Raw genomic sequence first — 15,982 nt, forward strand, 5'->3', positions numbered from 1 at the left:
TCCTTTAGCGCTATGATGATGCAGTAGGTACAACCCTATCATGGAAATAGACGTGAAAGGTAGCCCCACCTAACTCATTGTTACATATAACATCTATCTTAGCATCGTGAGCCGATACAACTTCGTGGACTATTGCTAAACCTAATCCACTTCCCGTTAATGTTGATTGCTCCTTACGCCAAAACCGCTCAAACAGTTTGGCTCTATCTTCTTCTTTGATCCCCGGCCCTGAATCTTTAACGGAAATACGACCACAAGCTACTTCAACGATAATTTGTGCGCCATCTTGTGCATGTTTTAAGGCATTTTCGAGTAGGTTTTTCAACATGATAATTAGTGCAGCTTGATCACCTATCACCGATGGATTTTCATCGACTTCTTCCAAAGCGAGTTCTTTTTGGTAGGTCAATGTCAAAGGACCTAGCAGCATACAGACATCTTTAGCAACATCGGTAATATTGACTGGTTTGTGAAGGTAACTGTTTTGGTTCTGCGCTCGCGACAAATCAAGTAACTGCTCTACAACACGAGTCATATAAGAGATATCGCTCATGAGTTCGCATGCAATTTTATCAGGTAGGTTAGCAAGCTCAAGGCGTGTTCTCAGTACTGCTAATGGTGTTTTTAGTTCGTGTGCCGCGTTGGCAACAAAGCGCTTTTGTTCTTTGAACCCTTTTTCTACTCTGTCCATCGTGTCATTAAGTGCATTAACAAGGGGCAGCATTTCACTGGGAACCCCCTTTTTGTCGAGTCTGCGGTCAAGTTGCGCAGGTTCAATGCCATCTAACTCTTCGGCCACCTTATTGACTGGTTTTACAATCGCTTTTATCGAGACGTATCCTACACATATGAAAATTAAAAATGCGGCTACCATAGTCAGGGTTAACACTTGTCCGAGCATAGGTAAAACAGCTTCGTTGGCTAACTCCCCTATTAAGTCGTCTCTGGCAAGGTCAACGTAGAGTTCTCTTCCTTGAACTGATACAGCCATGCGATACCTATCAATGCCATTTGAGAATGAATACCCCTCAGGCAAGTCCATAGGAAGTGCCAGTAAGGCAACTGATGTTTCGATATGTGGGTTCGAGGTTAAAATGACAGCGTTGCTGCTTCGATCGATAACTTTGAATGCTAGATTGTTAAAAAGCGCGTCATAGCCCCACTTTTTCGCGATATTGCTTGAAGAATAATTGAGCCTTCCTTGTGCATCAAAGTGCAAGCCATCCGGTATATCTTCTGCCATACCATGCATACTTTTTTCAACGGCAATATTCGCGAAGTTGATAGAAAATAAGAACAGAATAGCGCCAATTAATGCGAAGACTACACCTCCCATTACACCAAACAATATAAAAAGCTTGCGAGCCAAAGAGCCTTTTTTTGTAACACCAACTTGGTTCATGACAATATGTACCCTATTCCACGTATTGTTTTTATATCTGCATTAGCACCTGCCTGTTCTAGCTTTTTTCGTATTCGGTGCATGGCAACTTGGATTGCATTGTCCGTTACTTCGAAACCGAGTGCATATATTGCATCATAAATGGCATTTTTACTGACTGTTAAACTGGCGTGGCGTATCATATATTCTAATATTGCAACCTCAGTTTTACCCATATTGACATTATTGTTATCGACCATTACCCGTCTTGCCTTGCTGTCTAGCGATATATTTCCTCGAGTCAGTATATTGCCGGAGTACCCGACTGGTCTTCTCAAGATAGCGCGAAGCCTTGCTTTGAGTTCATCAATAGCAAAAGGTTTATTGAGATAGTCATCTGCACCTAGGTCGAGGCCTTTGATCCGGTCCTCTACACCTCCTCGTGCAGTCAATATTAATATTGGGATCGGATTCTGCTGTGCTCTTAATTGCCTGATAACGTCAATACCATCCGTATCAGGGAGCCCTAAGTCCAGCACCAATGCATCATATTGCCAACCTTCTAAAAGGCTGGTCATCTCTTTTGCGCAATTGGCAATGTCGGCTGCATGTCCATCTTGCAGTATGGCCTGTTGAATAAATTCGGCAAGCTGAAGATTATCTTCTGTGATTAAAATACGCATGGCGGTGGATTATCCTTTTTATTGTTAGCTCACATTTATTCGATTGTTATACCGATTTGGTTCAATTAACCAACTCATTAATATTGGCATAATATACAACATCATCAATGTTGAACTTATTAAGCCGCCGATTACGGTCCAAGCCAGTGGTGGCCATAACGGGCTCTCTCCTGATGTAAGAGGTAACATACCGATAATCGTGGTTATTGTAGTTAGCATAATAGCCCGTAACCGATTTGATACAGCAAGCTTTATTGCTATATCCTTATCGTGCCCGTCAATTATGCTTTCTATTGTTTTTTCTATGAGTAATATAGCGGTGTTTACTACAATCCCCACCAACGCGAGTATGCCTAGCAGTGACATAAAACCGAACGGGACTCCTACAAAGGACAGCATTATTGGTGCACCAATAATACTAAAAGGAATACTCATCATAACTAATACAGTTAATTTATACGAATTAAACTGTAGGATTAGGGCAATGAACAAGAGTATTAAACCTGCGGGGAGCGCTAGTAATAGCGCACTATTTGCCTCTTGAGATTCTTCTAGTTCCCCGCCAAACTGCAATGTGACGCCATGCTTTTTTGCAATGGCAAATAACTCCGGCTGAAGTGATTCAAGTAATATGCTTTCATCAGTGCCATATGTAACGTCTGACAGTATGCGCAGCTCTTCGCGTCCATTTCGACGTGTTTCTACGGCTTTTTCGCCGATTAGTCGCGCGTTTGCAAATGCTGAAATAGGCAAAAATTGCTTATTATGATCGACGACTTGTGTCGACATAATGCGCTCTAAAGTTTGGTCCGAGCTGGTATCTTGCAACAGCAATGTGATGGGCTCTGTTTTAAAAGTTAAATCGCTAATGTGCAGTCCTGTCCCTTGCCATGCAAGATAGTCGGCTAATACACTTTCATTTAGGCCTGCCTGTTTCAATGATTGTTGATCAATCAACATGTTCAGTTGTGCCACCCCATAGCTATAGTCTCTTCGAACATGTGCAGTGTTACTTTGCTTGCTTAACAATATAAAAACTTCTTCAGCAGCTTTGAGGTTTATTTCTGTTTGGCTACTTATAAGCCTTATCTCGATGGGGCTTTCGATTGGTGGCCCTTGGCCAAGTTCTCTGGCAAGTACCAAAGCGCCGTTGAAAACTTGGGGCAACAATGCGTTGAGCTGCTCTACCACATCTTTAACATTTGTCCCTTCTTTGACCTCAAAAACGACTCTAGCAATGTGGCTTTCACCTGGTTGCTGAACAAGGTTGTAATAAAAGCGCGGGCCAGATGAGCCGCTAAACGTCATCGTTTGAGTTACAAAATCGAGTGCTTGAATATATCCGCTTATTTGTTTTGCAACGCTCGTTGTCTTGGTAATATCACTTCCAAGGGGCAGTTGAATATCAACATAGCCTTGGTTTCGATTGGTTTTTGGAAAAAACTCGCCGACTGTAGATGGCAACAAAGGGATCAACCCCAATATGCATAGCATGATAATAATGACGGTTTTGGGGTTTGCTAAGGAAAATTGAGCAATGCGACTTCCGACTACGGAAAATTTACTTTGCTTTTGAACTGTCTTAGGGCGACTTTGAAATAGATAATTGGCCATGACTGGCACAAATGACAGCGCAATAAGATAACTTAAGCTGATGCACAAAATAACGAGGATTGGGATGGTAGATATAAAGTCTGCGACGCTGCCTTTTGCCAGCAACATCGGGAGAAATGCCGCAATTGTTGTTATTGTGGCTGTTGCTAAAGGTTTGTAAAGGCCCTTTACAGCTTCTTTGCTGGCATCAAAGCGGCTTTTCCCTTGATCCATTAACTGTAAGATCTTTTCTGCCATAACGATGCTGTTGTCCACCATAAGACCCAAAGATATTACCAAACCGGCTATTGTCATTTGATGTAAAACGCCACCCGCAGCAGTAAAAAAGCCAAGGGCAGACAATGCGATTGCAGGAATTGTGACTACCACAACAATAGCTGTTCTGACAGACATCAGTAAAATTAATATTACAGCTACAGCAATGCATCCAGTTGCCAAAGAATTGAGTAAGTCAGACTTTCGTTTTTTTGTCCATTTAGGCTGAAACAAAACGATTTTAGCAGGACTATTGGTAAATTTCTGATTAAATTTTTCTACGACTTGCCTGATTGCATCTCCTACTTCTGTAACTCTAACTGTATTGGCAGGAAGCGAAATTGCTAAACCGACTACTCGCTGCCCATTGACCATAAACTGCTCTGGTGCTATCGGGTTTGGACGATAATAAATGTCAGCAATGGTAGATAGAGAAACAGGGTTGGCGTTATCAAGGGTCACTTGACTGTTCTTGATATCATCAATTGATTGAATTCTTCCCAATGGGTTGGTGTTGGTTGTTATACCACCGGTTTGGAAGCTCGCTCCACGCCCAGACATAATTGAAAGCCTGTGGGCAATTTGTTCTGGCGTTACGCCAAACTCCTGCATAGCATTTAGAGTGTAATCAATTACTAGTTGTTCATGGGGATCGCCAACGAGATTTACACTGCGAATAGTTGAAAGTTGCTCCAACTCGGTTCTAAGCTCGATGGCCAAAGCCCTCTTCGCCAATATATCACTTGGTTGTGAGATAGCGATTACGATGCCCTGCGTATCCTGTGCTCTGTCCACAATATTGGCAGAAATGCCTGGCATATCATTTTGTTTATTTGTTATATCGTCTTTTATTCGTTCCCACACCGTATCGGTATCGTAAATATGTTCGTGAAGTTCGATGTTAATAACTGCGTTACCATTTTTTATACGGGACTGATAGGTACTCACTTCATCAATATTGCTCAAGGTACGCTCCAATGGGACAACTGCGGCATCTCTAAGCTGAGCAATGGTCATATTAGGCGCTGTGAGCGTGACAAAACCGTTGCGGTAAGGAAATTGAGGGTCCTCTTGCTCGCTTGCACTGAACCAACCTGCAAAACCAACCAGTGCAAGAATAAAGACTATACCTATGATGAGGCGTGGGTTTTGAAACCAATAGTGTTTAGCGCTATCACTCACTTTCCACCTCCACTACAGCCATCAGGTTTCGATTTATTTTTGTCTCTGGTGTAGTGTCGAATTCGATCTCGTCCAAGCTAACTTGGGCAGATACCAATAAATTGTCGCCTCTACTGCCTAGAACTTGCACTTTATATAAAGCATGGGATTTATCTAGCATATAGCTATTGCCATTTGGGTCGAACCGAACAGCGCTAGAATGAACGCTGTAGATGACATCGGGTGTCGTATTGATTCTTAATTGGGCGGTTAGACCTAATAGTTCGGGCGTAGTCTCTTCAATATGAACTGTAATTTTAAACAAAGACGGTCCATGGATACTCGGGATTGCTTTTTCAGCAACTGTGGCAGTTATACTTTTATTTAGTGCACTTATGTGGATCGGTACTTCTACGTCGGCTACAAGTGTCACTGCATCTCGCTCAGGTATGAAAAACTCAATTTTAAATATTCCAGTTTCTTCTACCCGAACAATAGGTACCGACGATGATACGAATTGTCCTTCTCTAGCGTACAGGGCAGCTACAATGCCATCGTGAGCTGCATAAACGGATATATCGTCTAATAGGTTATTAGCCTCCGTTAACTGTGCCTTCATTTGTCTAACTTTTTCGTGTGCCACTTGTGCTGTTTTTTGCGCGTATTCAAGTTGTGCTTCTGATGCTAAACCCTTTGCTCGCAAGTCAGTAATTCTTTTGTACTCGTTTAATGCTTCATCTGACGCGGCCAGTGCAGCACTTAAGGTTGCCTTTTTCTCTAGAACTTGAGTACTTAATTTGGGAGAGTATAGTCGTGCAATGAGATCTCCTTGATTGACAAGTTGACCTTCCTTTACTGCAATAAGTTCGACACGACCACTATTGAATAGCGCCATATCGTACCCCCTATTACTTTGCACTTTGCCATAAAATATTTTGTTTGGTGATGGCACTTGTATTGCGACGACTGTCGACTGTTCATAAGAACTCGGTTCATTATCATGAGCCGCCTGTGGGGCTTGACTACACCCCGTTACAATACAAAGCGTGCTGAATAAGACTCCATGAAACTTCGAAAAGATAAACTTAGAATACATATACATACCCCAACAGCAGTTGGAATGTGCCAGATTTATCAACAAGTGGAGAGTCCTTGATTGTTGTGTCGAATGACATGTAACTAACATCAGCTTTAATCATGTGATTTTGTCCAAAAAACCAATCACTACTGATCCCGACTTCTAGGTTGGTGGCGCTGTCAACTTCGTAAAATGAGCGTTGTGCAGTAGCTTCTGATTGTTTTACGCCATAGTAGTAATCTGTCAGGTCCTTACTTGCAAAATTGGCTGCAATGTAGGGCTTGATTTGACCCTTTTTGAACCTAAAAGGTGCGCCATAGGTTAATGTCGCCTCGTATCCTTTATGAGTGCTGCTGGCATCCTGAGAGTATTTAATTGCAAACTCACCAAACTCGGTGTCAAACTCTGCCTCAAGACCTAAATCGAAGCTCATGTCCCTATCTTCCATGCCCTTAAATAAATCATTATCATCTTGCTCGTAACCATCTAGTCTCATCATGCCAATTGCCGATAGCTCAAACGATTCGTTACGATAAAATGTATATGAAGCAAAAGGCCCGAGTAGTCTGAAGTCACCGTATTCAATAGCAATGGCAGGAACGAACTGAGTTTCGCTGCCTACATCTTTATACCCTTCATCTTGTGTAACAAACGCTCCACCTAGGCCAATTTTTAGTTCGCTGTCTTCTTCTGATTGAACTTGGTAACTCACAGACATTGTTAGTGCTAGCAAATATTTAGAAAGTTTCATATATGGTCCTTAAAAGTTTTAACTTGGCGATGTTTTTTTAAAAGTTGTCTCTACAAGGCAAACAATAATTCAGGAAACTTTCTCGAAACTTACAAAATGGTAATTTTTTAGCCAAATACGGGCTTATTATTTTCATGGGTTGAAATATGCTTTTTTGTGATGTTGCCCCAAACAAGTGCGACATTCCTAGAAGCTCAGGCAAATAATTGAAATGACAATGGGGGAGAAATGCCATTGTCATTTGGTTTATATGAATACGAAGTTTAAAATTCTACAGACATGGGAGACAACTTAAGCAAGCTGTCAGCAGTGCCCTGAAATGCACTAAAGTTAATGTTTTCAATGATATTTGCATTTAAATATTCGGAACGAGAGACCCCCTGACGAGCTGCTTCTTGAAAGCTCCCATATCGATTTGTTTGGACCGCAAAATTCATGGACCAGATCGCGTGAGTTGCCCGTTTATATGATGCACCTTGCTGAAAAGTCGCATGTTGCCAGGGAATGTTCCACTGAACTTTAGTTTGATATTGGTTTGTGAATGCGTTTTTGTTGTGTGTAAGAGTAAAGAAATTTGACAGGAATGCTTTTGCATTAGAGCGATCTTTACCTAATCCAAATAGGTCATTATCAAGCCATACTTCAAAGTCTGTTGGAAGTACCTGATTGATACTGGTTAGGTCCTCGCGAAACTTAAGTTCATTGATGTATGCGTTAAGTGTAAACTCGCCTTTAAAAGGCAGTGCAAATTGCAACGGACCATCTTTGTCAAAGTTAGGGTGGTTAAGGTAACTATAGTCGCAGCGAACACTGTCGTGGTTCATACAGTATTTTATTACGCTATCTAAAACCCCATATTCATTCCCTTTTTTATCGATTGGTTGCTGAACTACAAGGCTGTAATCTTGGTTATCAGATCCGCTTTCAAGTAGCTCTAATAGTGCCTGTCTATTATATCTGAGCGAGTTTAGGCGGTAGCCTGGTGTTGAGTCCATGGAAATTAAAGAGATTTCAATGAAATCCGAGCGCTGAACTTTCTCAAGGGCTTCGAATAGTGGGATGGTTGCTTTTAACGTTGTCTGGCTGTGTGTTCTTGGGAATGTTTCGTTGTAAGCGAGAAGCCCTACCGGTGAAGCTTCAATGTCAAAGTACAAGTACTGAAGACCCTTTGGGGCCGCTACAGTTGCTGACAAATGAGGTTCACCATTTATTTCTTCGATATTAAACCCTAAAAACCTAGATTCAGGGGCGCCATTTGCTACTTGGGCTGCCATCGCTTCATCGTCCGAATAGTGTTTTTCGTTATGGCTGTGTGCCTCAAAAGGGGCTGAAAATATACTAATTGAACTGATGGTTACAGACACCAAAAACAGACACTTTATGAATTTCATTATCTTTTCCTTAGTTAATTCGTTGATAAAGGTCCACATAACATACTGCCTATGTGTAAAACTAGGGTATAGAGCAAATGCTACTAATGCAACATTATAGTTACAATAAATATTATCAATGACGGACGAAAATTTTACCTTGGAAACTGGTGCGGATTATATTGAGAGGTGTTATTCGATAAAGCTAAGATACGAATTTATTTGGAGAAAACTAAGGGAAAGCAAGAAGGCGCAAAAGCGCCTCCCAAAGCCTGAAAAGAACAGGCATATTTAAAATATTCGTACTTTAAAAAGTAACTGGTACACCACCACTTGTAACTGTTTCAGATGGCTGGTCATCAATAATACAAGCTGGACCACCTGAACATGCACCACGACCACCGCCAACATTAGGTGTCATTGCTTTATTAAGCATGTTTTTTGTTTCCGATAGGTTTTTGATTTTTTTCTTCATTATTTTTAGTTTCATAACGTTCTTCCTTTAATAAAACATTTTTATTTATTCTGTTTTTGAATCTAACATGATTATTTATAATTGCAATGGTTTATCTTGCGGTTTATGAAATTAATATCATGTTGATTGATTTGTGATCAGTTTTTGCGGGTGATTACTTTCTTTTAAAATGCATTTAATATTAGTTGTTTGGGGTTTTATTGTTGTTCTGTTTTGTCAATTTAGTGTTTGAACTTGGTTGTGTATCGTTGTACCAATAACAATATAATATTGTGAATATATAAACTTTATCTTATTATTAAGATGTTTGGGATAATGAGCTATTTTGAGTTTTTCATTGCTATGATCAGGCGTACGTGTCGAGAGCTGGTTAGTTTCTCCTATTTGACAAACTTTTTTAAAGTTTAAAGTGAGTTGTTTAGAGTAATATTCGTTCGATGAACATGGCGATGATAACAAAGGCCTTTAGAGCAGTAACTCGTTTTTCAGTTGCTAGTGACTACACCTTGAATCCACCAGTTTTTAAATACATATGTATTGCGTTCTATCAGGTCTATTTGCTTTATGGTGTTATATTCGTATATGCCTTAGATTAAAAGTGTTTATAGAATTTATGAAGATGAGTCGTGATTCGTTGGGTGATTGTGTGTTTATAGGTATCGCACGTTTTGTTCAAATTTAAAAATAGAAGAACTTTAAACATGTCGACTGAAATACTCACTGAACCTCTTGATGTTTAAAGGTTGGGTCATTCTAAATCGCGTGCATACTTTTTCAAGGTTCTGGCTTTACTACAATTTTAAATTAGAATGATGTATATATTGGTATGTCTATAACTGATGGGGCTTAGAAAGAGCCCGAAAATTGAAATAGCGCCGTTTCTTTTTTAACTTGAAACAGGGTTAGATAAAGAGGTGCTTGTACACCTCTTCTATTCACTTTCATGAGCTATTAGCACATGCAAGCCCAGAATCCGTTACCAGTTTCAGATACTGCCGGACGACATCTATAAGTGCTACCTGCACCAACGATGTTAGGTGTAGCATTGTTGTCTAGAGTTTTGTCATTGTTTAATTGCTTAAGTTTTTGTTTTTTTAGTGCAAGTTTCATTACTTATTTCCTTATTTTAGCTAGTTTTAACTTAAAATAACCCTTACAGAATGTTTCTGCAAAAGCTATTTAACATTAATAGCATCATTGGGTAACATATTACAAGTATCCAGATAGTAAAATTAATTTATGCCGAGTGAGTGCTAAAAGTAAAGAGCTTAGCTAATTGTAATTCCATGTTTTAAATGCTTATTTATTTTTTCTGTCAGCTTAGGGGTCTAATGTTATTTGGTGTTTTTAACTAAAAGCTATTAACTTCACGGCTATGGTTAGCTGTTTTACCGACTATTTATATAGTTGTGTTATATAAAGGTTAACTCTTATTGCTAAATATGCTTAATTTAGATTGAAAAATGTACATTTTTTTAATGTTTTTTAATACCTCCCTGATTTTTGCTCTTACGCATTGCTGTCGTGTGCTGTTCAGGGTTACAAATTATATCTATCAGATAACATTGACTGATGGGATTGTATAATCTTGAAACCCTGCCTGGGATAACGCTAATTTAGTTATGGTACTGTCTTTGCTTTTTGGCGTATCCTATTGTTTTTCCTTTAGCTTCGATAACTGCGTTGTATCGAGGTTAATTACAGAGTTAACTTGTGATCCACTATTGAGTATTTTGATTAGCGAGGAGCCGTCACGATGAATCGAGAATACATCGTAAAAGTCGCTTTCGTTTTGTGATATAAAATAAATGTAATTACTATCTGCTGACCATGCAGGATCCCAATCTTCTATATTATTGAATGTAAGGCGTCGTTGATCCGAACCATCTATGTTCATCACATAAACCTCTTGGTTACCGTCCCTATTAGCCAAAAACGCAATATATTTACCATTAGGTGAAACAGCAGGAGAGCGATTACTTGAATTTGTATCTGTAAGTTGAACCTGATTGTTACCATGTATGTCAGCAATGAATAGTTGGCTATGCTTGGAGTTTGATTGGAATATGATTTTGCCATCAGGTAAAAAACTAGCAGCTCTTCCTTTTAAAGCGTGGATCTGGCGCTGATTATTTCCATTTTCATCCATTAACCACACTTCTTCTTGCCACTGATTACTTGCACCTTTATATTCTCGGGAAAAGATGATGCTACTTCCATCTGGTGACCATGATGGCGCACTGTCCCAGACAAAACGCTTGTTAGTAAGCCTTATTACATTGCTTCCGTCTAGATCCACTTTATGAATCGACCATGTTCTGTTGTTATCGTATTTGCCGTAAAATGCGATGGTTTTTCCATGCGGTGAAATAGATGGGTATCCGTCGTTGTTCGTTAAATCAATCACTTTAAGCCGATCTCTGCCATATTGATCACTGAGGTACACAGATCGGTTGTCCCCTTCTTTAGCTGAGTAGATAAATGAATACCCGTCCGACATAGAACTTTGATTGATAGCACAGCTACTAAACAGGGCTAAAGAAATTGCAGCCAAGGCTATTTTACAACAGAAATTTTGTGTCATGGTTACCTCGAAATTGTGTTTTGTGTTTTCACATTTGTGGAGGTCTGTATAGTATCTGTCGCGGCGTTCAAAGTGATTACGTGATGTTGACGTGCGGTTGATTTTCAGTTGAATTTTATTTATCCATTTTAAACAATGGCTTATGGTAAGGGCTGGCAGTTTTTCGATGTGTTAAGAGTTGTGTTTTATCGGCCCTTAAGGGCCAATTGCTTTATTGACGACCGCTAAGATCTCTTTTTTTGTAGATGGTTTTAGAATATACCCATCGAGACCATGCTCGGCCCATTTCTTCACTAGCTGCTTGTTTTTATTTCCTGTTAATGCAATTACAGGTGTCTTGATATTTTTACCGACGTTGCGAATATGCTTTGTTGTATTTAAGCCGTCTAAATTTGGCAAAAAGAGGTCCATTACGATTAGGTCATACTGAGTACGTTTTATTTTTTTTATGGCCGCGAGTCCGTCATCGACTTGCTCAATTTCATAACCCACTGTGCTTAATACATCGCTAATCATCTCTCTGTATATATGGTTGTCTTCAACCAATAAAATTGAGTGCTGTTGATTAGTCGGCGTTTCCAAAAATGCATTGTCGCTCGATGAGACAACAGAGTTATCCTCGCATTTTGTATGGATAGGTTGTTGAAGTTGCTTCATTAAAAGGCTGTTCAAATCTTGAGACTGTTTTAATCCATTCACCAGATCTAGGAGTTTGGTTGAGAGTGATGTTTCTAATGCGTTAAGTAGTGGCTGAATGTGCGTATTATTAATTTCCGAAAGGAGTTGTTTGTCTATATTATCAGGCATTTGAGACAAGATATCTTGGTTAATGGAGTTCACCTCTTCTTTGCTCTTACTAATTTCTTCAACCACCGCAGTCTTGTAGCTTAAGCCCAATTCGATCAACGAATTAAGCTCGTCATTTTGATCTTTGACTATTTTGTCTAACGACTCGATATAAGAGTCAGTATTGGTAAACTGTTTTAGTCCCTCATAGACGATGAGTTGTAGTCGGAACTTTTCATATAGAGGCTGGTATACAAAGTAGCTATCAAATAAATTCTTCAAACAGCACTTAAATGCTAAACCAGACTCTCTGTTACTACACAAAAGGACGCTGTAGTGATTTTTTACTAATCTATTCTCTTTTATCAGTAGGTTATATAAGCAAATACTCTTTTTTACATCTGACAAAGCAAAAAGAATGACTTTAGGTGCTAACTGCTCAATGTCATCTAATGCAGTTTTTCTTACAACCAAACACCGAAAATCCTCGGTTTGCTCTGCAATGAGTTCTGTAATACCTTGAACGTCGTCTTCTCGATGAGTTAGCACAAGTACTGCCGGATGGCGTTTTGCAATGCGATTAATGCTGGTCATAGGTAAGTTCCTTTTTTATCGCTTTAAACTCGCCATTGAGCTTTATGATGACTTGTTTAATTGCAGCTTTGTTTCTCTCAAGGCTGTAACTTTCAATTGTTTCAAGAAAATAAGCACTGCGCTCTGCCCCGACAGCTTTTGCAGACGTTTTTAGAAAATGTGCTTGATTTTTGATCTCAGAAAAATCGTCGGAGTTAAACGATTGGATAATAGTTCTTAAAATGGCTGATGATTGTTTGAGAAATTCAATGTGAAACTTGTGAATTTTAGCAGGCTCGTCACCAACTAGTTCAATAATGGTGTTGTGGTTTAGTGTTTTTAATTGATCAAGCTGTGTGTTCATACCAACGCTCCAAGATTGATCTGATGTCGGTGAGTCTAACTGGCTTGCACAAAAAGTCATTCATGCCAATTGAAGTACATAAATCCCTCTCGCCTTGCATTGCGGCTCCCGTCACAGCAATGATAGGGATTGGGGGTTTCTCTCGTTTAGCCTCTTCTGTACGGATCTGTTTTGTCATTTCATAGCCGTCTACTTCAGGCATATGGCAGTCAGTTAGGATCAGTTTGTAAGTATGGCTATGCCAGTAACTAAAGCCCTCAGCGCCGTTATTCGCGATATCACAAAAAAGCCCCAATTTTGCCAACTGAGTTTGAATCAATTTTTGATTGAACGGGTTATCCTCCACCAGTAAGATATCATGATGCCCAAAGCCTTCATCGTCTTTCATCTGGATAGGACGCTGTTCTTGTTCTGAATCGCTTGACTCGATAGCAAACTCTAGTTCATCCAGCGCAAGGTTATCTTGCTGCTGAGTTCTGATTTGTTTTACAAGTTGCGCGTAGGTAAGCGGTTGATTTGAAAATACAGCCAGATGTGGGAAGGTGAGTTCAAAATTTGCGACTTGTTCTAAATCGGTATAAACCATTAAGTTATCAAGTGAGTTAAGAATACCAATACGTGTTAACAGTGATTTAAAATCATCAGTCAAAACTAAATTTATTCCTATATTTTGATCAAACATGATGTCTTGGCACTCTAGTGGGATTATTGTAACTGTGTATGTGGATTGCAGCAGTTGAATCACATGTTGGTTGTCAATAGATAGTTGCCCTAGGGTGAAGCAGTTGAGTACACTTTTTAAAGGGGTTTCCTTGTCGTTCAGTTCGACCCAAAAAGGCGCTTTGACTGTAAATTGACTGCCTTTACTCAGCTCACTGGTTACTGTGATTTGCCCCCCCATTAAATCTATCAATTTTCCGCAAATTGAGAGTCCTAGACCAGTCCCTCCAAACTTCCTTGTGGTTGACTTTTCGGCTTGTGTAAATGGGGTAAACAGTTTATTAATGGTGTCTTTGCTCATACCGACGCCGGTATCTGAAATAGACACCGTAATTTCACTTTGATATATGTTTAGACGCTTAAACCCCGATGTAACAGTGATCTCTTTCGAGCGTACACTGTCACTGTTGGTAAATTTGATCGCATTACCCAGTATGTTAAGAAGAATTTGTCGAAACCTATTTATATCTCCTTTTATTGGCTGAACTTCAGTTTGATTTTCGTAAACCCTTAATTTAATGCCCTTGTCTATAGCCGATGCTGTAAATGTACTTACTACATCTGAAATGACAGTGGGCAAATCAAATACAGCGGTTTCTAGTTCTAACTTGCCCGCTTCTATTTTATTTAAGTCTAACAAGTCATTTAAGATAGTGATTAAGTGGTCGGCGGATTTTGAAGCTGTATACACTAAGTCTTTCGGTTCGCAGCTTAGCGAATAGTGAGAAAGTAGATCCAATGCACCGATTATACCATTGAGTGGTGTTCTGAGTTCGTGGCTGATCATAGATAAAAATTCAGATTTTATTTTATTCGCACGTTCGGCTTTTTGGAGGGTGTTATGAAGTTCCGCGGTCCTGTCATTAACACGTGTTTCAAGCTCCGAATTTAGTTTTTTTAGCGCCTGCTGAGTATTGTGTATTTCTGTTTGGTCAACACAGACACCATCTATCCTACAGTGCTCCCCTTTATAATTTTTGCCGACTCTACCTTGGGCAAATACGTATATGACTTCGCCGTTTTTTAATATGCTTCGATAATGCTGTTTGAACTCTATGCCAGTTTTTAAACTTTCGTCCAAGGCTTCTTTGACTCTTGGTTTGTCTTCTGGGTGAAGAAGTTCAACCCACTTGTTTAGATCCCCAATATCTTCGGGTTCAAGCTTGAAAATTGTGTTGGCTAGCATGTCCCACTTCCAATGCCATTGACCTCCCGACTTCGTTGCCCGCCATGTTCCAATTTTGCCAGCTTCAATTGCCAATTGTTTACTCTCATCCGCATCGTTCAGAGCAATCACAGTGGTTTTTTCTGCTGTGCAATCTTGCAATGTACCATTGATCCATTTTCCATCGGGCTTATTGGTACAACTTCCTCTCAAAGCAAACCAAGATTTTTGCCCTGAAGACTTTAGCCTAAACTCAAATTGCAGTGGCACCCCAAACTGGACATGATTTTCAAAGAAAAGTGGGAACAGTGCTTGGTCATCTTTATGAACAAGTGAGAGAAGTTTCCGCCAACTCAATGGGGTTGGTGCTGCAATCCCCAATAGTTTTTTGGCAATGTCTGATAGATAAAGAGATCGCGACGCAAGGTTGTAGCGCCATACGCCTATGTTTGAACTAGTAACGGCATCGATCAAAAAACTCATTTCTTCTTTATTTGAGTCATGTTCCTGAATCAAGAAGCAATACCCAGTCTCGCAAGGAAATCTCTTTATGCTCAGGGGAATATTATTATAGTGGCCAAGAGAAAAGTCACCGCTAATAAGCTCTAGATTAAAGACCTGATTTAGGTTCTTACCTATTATATTGTCTTCGCCAAGCAACGTTTGCATAGCGGCACTGATAAATTGAATCTGTAGACAGTCATTGGTAACTAAGTGGGGAACTTTGCTATCCATTGTCTTCCTTGCCGCCAAATGGTCTGTGATATGACTAACTATAGCAGTAATAAAGTATATAGTATTTTTTTATGAGTAGGATGCTGTTCTTCCACTTTTGTTATAGAGCAGTTTAATCGCAGACATCGAGAAGGAGTTGTAAATTTATATTTATTGGCGTCCCTTTAGCAACCTCCTGTTATCAACGTTAATTTGTTAGATACACAATTATGAGCATCGCATAGATGCGTGGATGCGAAAATACATAAGGTTATCTTGAACCTGTTTAGTTATGCTAGCTATCTGTA

Annotated in this window: 12 protein-coding genes; all 12 read right to left on the reverse strand. The window is 39.7% G+C overall.

Features of this window, described 5'->3' with window-relative positions; genetic code table 11:
• Window positions 1-10: 10 nt before the first annotated feature.
• Window positions 11-1,402, reverse strand: coding sequence for a sensor histidine kinase (locus QNM18_RS16530; protein WP_211008811.1), 1,392 nt, complete (start codon window positions 1,400-1,402; stop codon window positions 11-13).
• Window positions 1,399-2,064, reverse strand: a complete 666-nt coding sequence (locus tag QNM18_RS16535; RefSeq protein ID WP_284137836.1) for a response regulator — start codon at window positions 2,062-2,064, stop codon at window positions 1,399-1,401. Before QNM18_RS16535 ends, QNM18_RS16530 begins: the two co-directional genes overlap by 4 nt.
• Window positions 2,065-2,088: 24 nt before the next feature.
• Window positions 2,089-5,115, reverse strand: coding sequence for an efflux RND transporter permease subunit (locus QNM18_RS16540; protein ID WP_284137837.1), 3,027 nt, complete (start codon window positions 5,113-5,115; stop codon window positions 2,089-2,091).
• Window positions 5,108-6,190: an efflux RND transporter periplasmic adaptor subunit gene (locus QNM18_RS16545; RefSeq protein WP_284137838.1), complete on the reverse strand. Its 1,083-nt coding sequence runs from the start codon at window positions 6,188-6,190 to the stop codon at window positions 5,108-5,110. Before QNM18_RS16545 ends, QNM18_RS16540 begins: the two co-directional genes overlap by 8 nt.
• Window positions 6,180-6,923, reverse strand: a complete 744-nt coding sequence (locus QNM18_RS16550; protein WP_284137839.1) for a MipA/OmpV family protein — start codon at window positions 6,921-6,923, stop codon at window positions 6,180-6,182. The genes QNM18_RS16545 and QNM18_RS16550 overlap by 11 nt, the downstream gene beginning before the upstream one ends.
• Window positions 6,924-7,186: 263 nt before the next feature.
• Complete coding sequence (locus tag QNM18_RS16555; RefSeq protein ID WP_284137840.1) at window positions 7,187-8,314, reverse strand: hypothetical protein; 1,128 nt, start codon at window positions 8,312-8,314, stop codon at window positions 7,187-7,189.
• 286 nt (window positions 8,315-8,600) lie between these two features.
• Window positions 8,601-8,783, reverse strand: a complete 183-nt coding sequence (locus QNM18_RS16560; protein WP_023399160.1) for a hypothetical protein — start codon at window positions 8,781-8,783, stop codon at window positions 8,601-8,603.
• Between the two features lie 936 nt (window positions 8,784-9,719).
• Window positions 9,720-9,878, reverse strand: a complete 159-nt coding sequence (locus tag QNM18_RS16565) for a hypothetical protein (protein WP_211008817.1) — start codon at window positions 9,876-9,878, stop codon at window positions 9,720-9,722.
• A gap of 541 nt (window positions 9,879-10,419) precedes the next feature.
• Window positions 10,420-11,352 carry a TolB family protein gene (locus QNM18_RS16570; RefSeq protein ID WP_284137841.1) on the reverse strand — a complete coding sequence of 311 codons (933 nt, stop codon included), beginning with the start codon at window positions 11,350-11,352 and terminating at the stop codon, window positions 10,420-10,422.
• Window positions 11,353-11,547: 195 nt separating this feature from the next.
• Entirely contained in the window at window positions 11,548-12,732 is a 1,185-nt protein-coding gene (locus tag QNM18_RS16575; RefSeq protein ID WP_284137842.1) for a response regulator, read from the reverse strand.
• Window positions 12,719-13,075 (reverse strand): Hpt domain-containing protein, encoded by a 357-nt coding sequence (locus tag QNM18_RS16580; RefSeq protein WP_284137843.1) that lies wholly within the window; start codon window positions 13,073-13,075, stop codon window positions 12,719-12,721. The genes QNM18_RS16575 and QNM18_RS16580 overlap by 14 nt, the downstream gene beginning before the upstream one ends.
• Entirely contained in the window at window positions 13,059-15,695 is a 2,637-nt protein-coding gene (locus QNM18_RS16585) for an ATP-binding protein (RefSeq protein ID WP_284137844.1), read from the reverse strand. Before QNM18_RS16585 ends, QNM18_RS16580 begins: the two co-directional genes overlap by 17 nt.
• Window positions 15,696-15,982 lie beyond the last annotated feature (287 nt).

It is taken from the genome of Pseudoalteromonas obscura, assembly GCF_030135505.1.
Taxonomy (GTDB): Bacteria; Pseudomonadota; Gammaproteobacteria; order Enterobacterales; family Alteromonadaceae; genus Pseudoalteromonas; species Pseudoalteromonas obscura.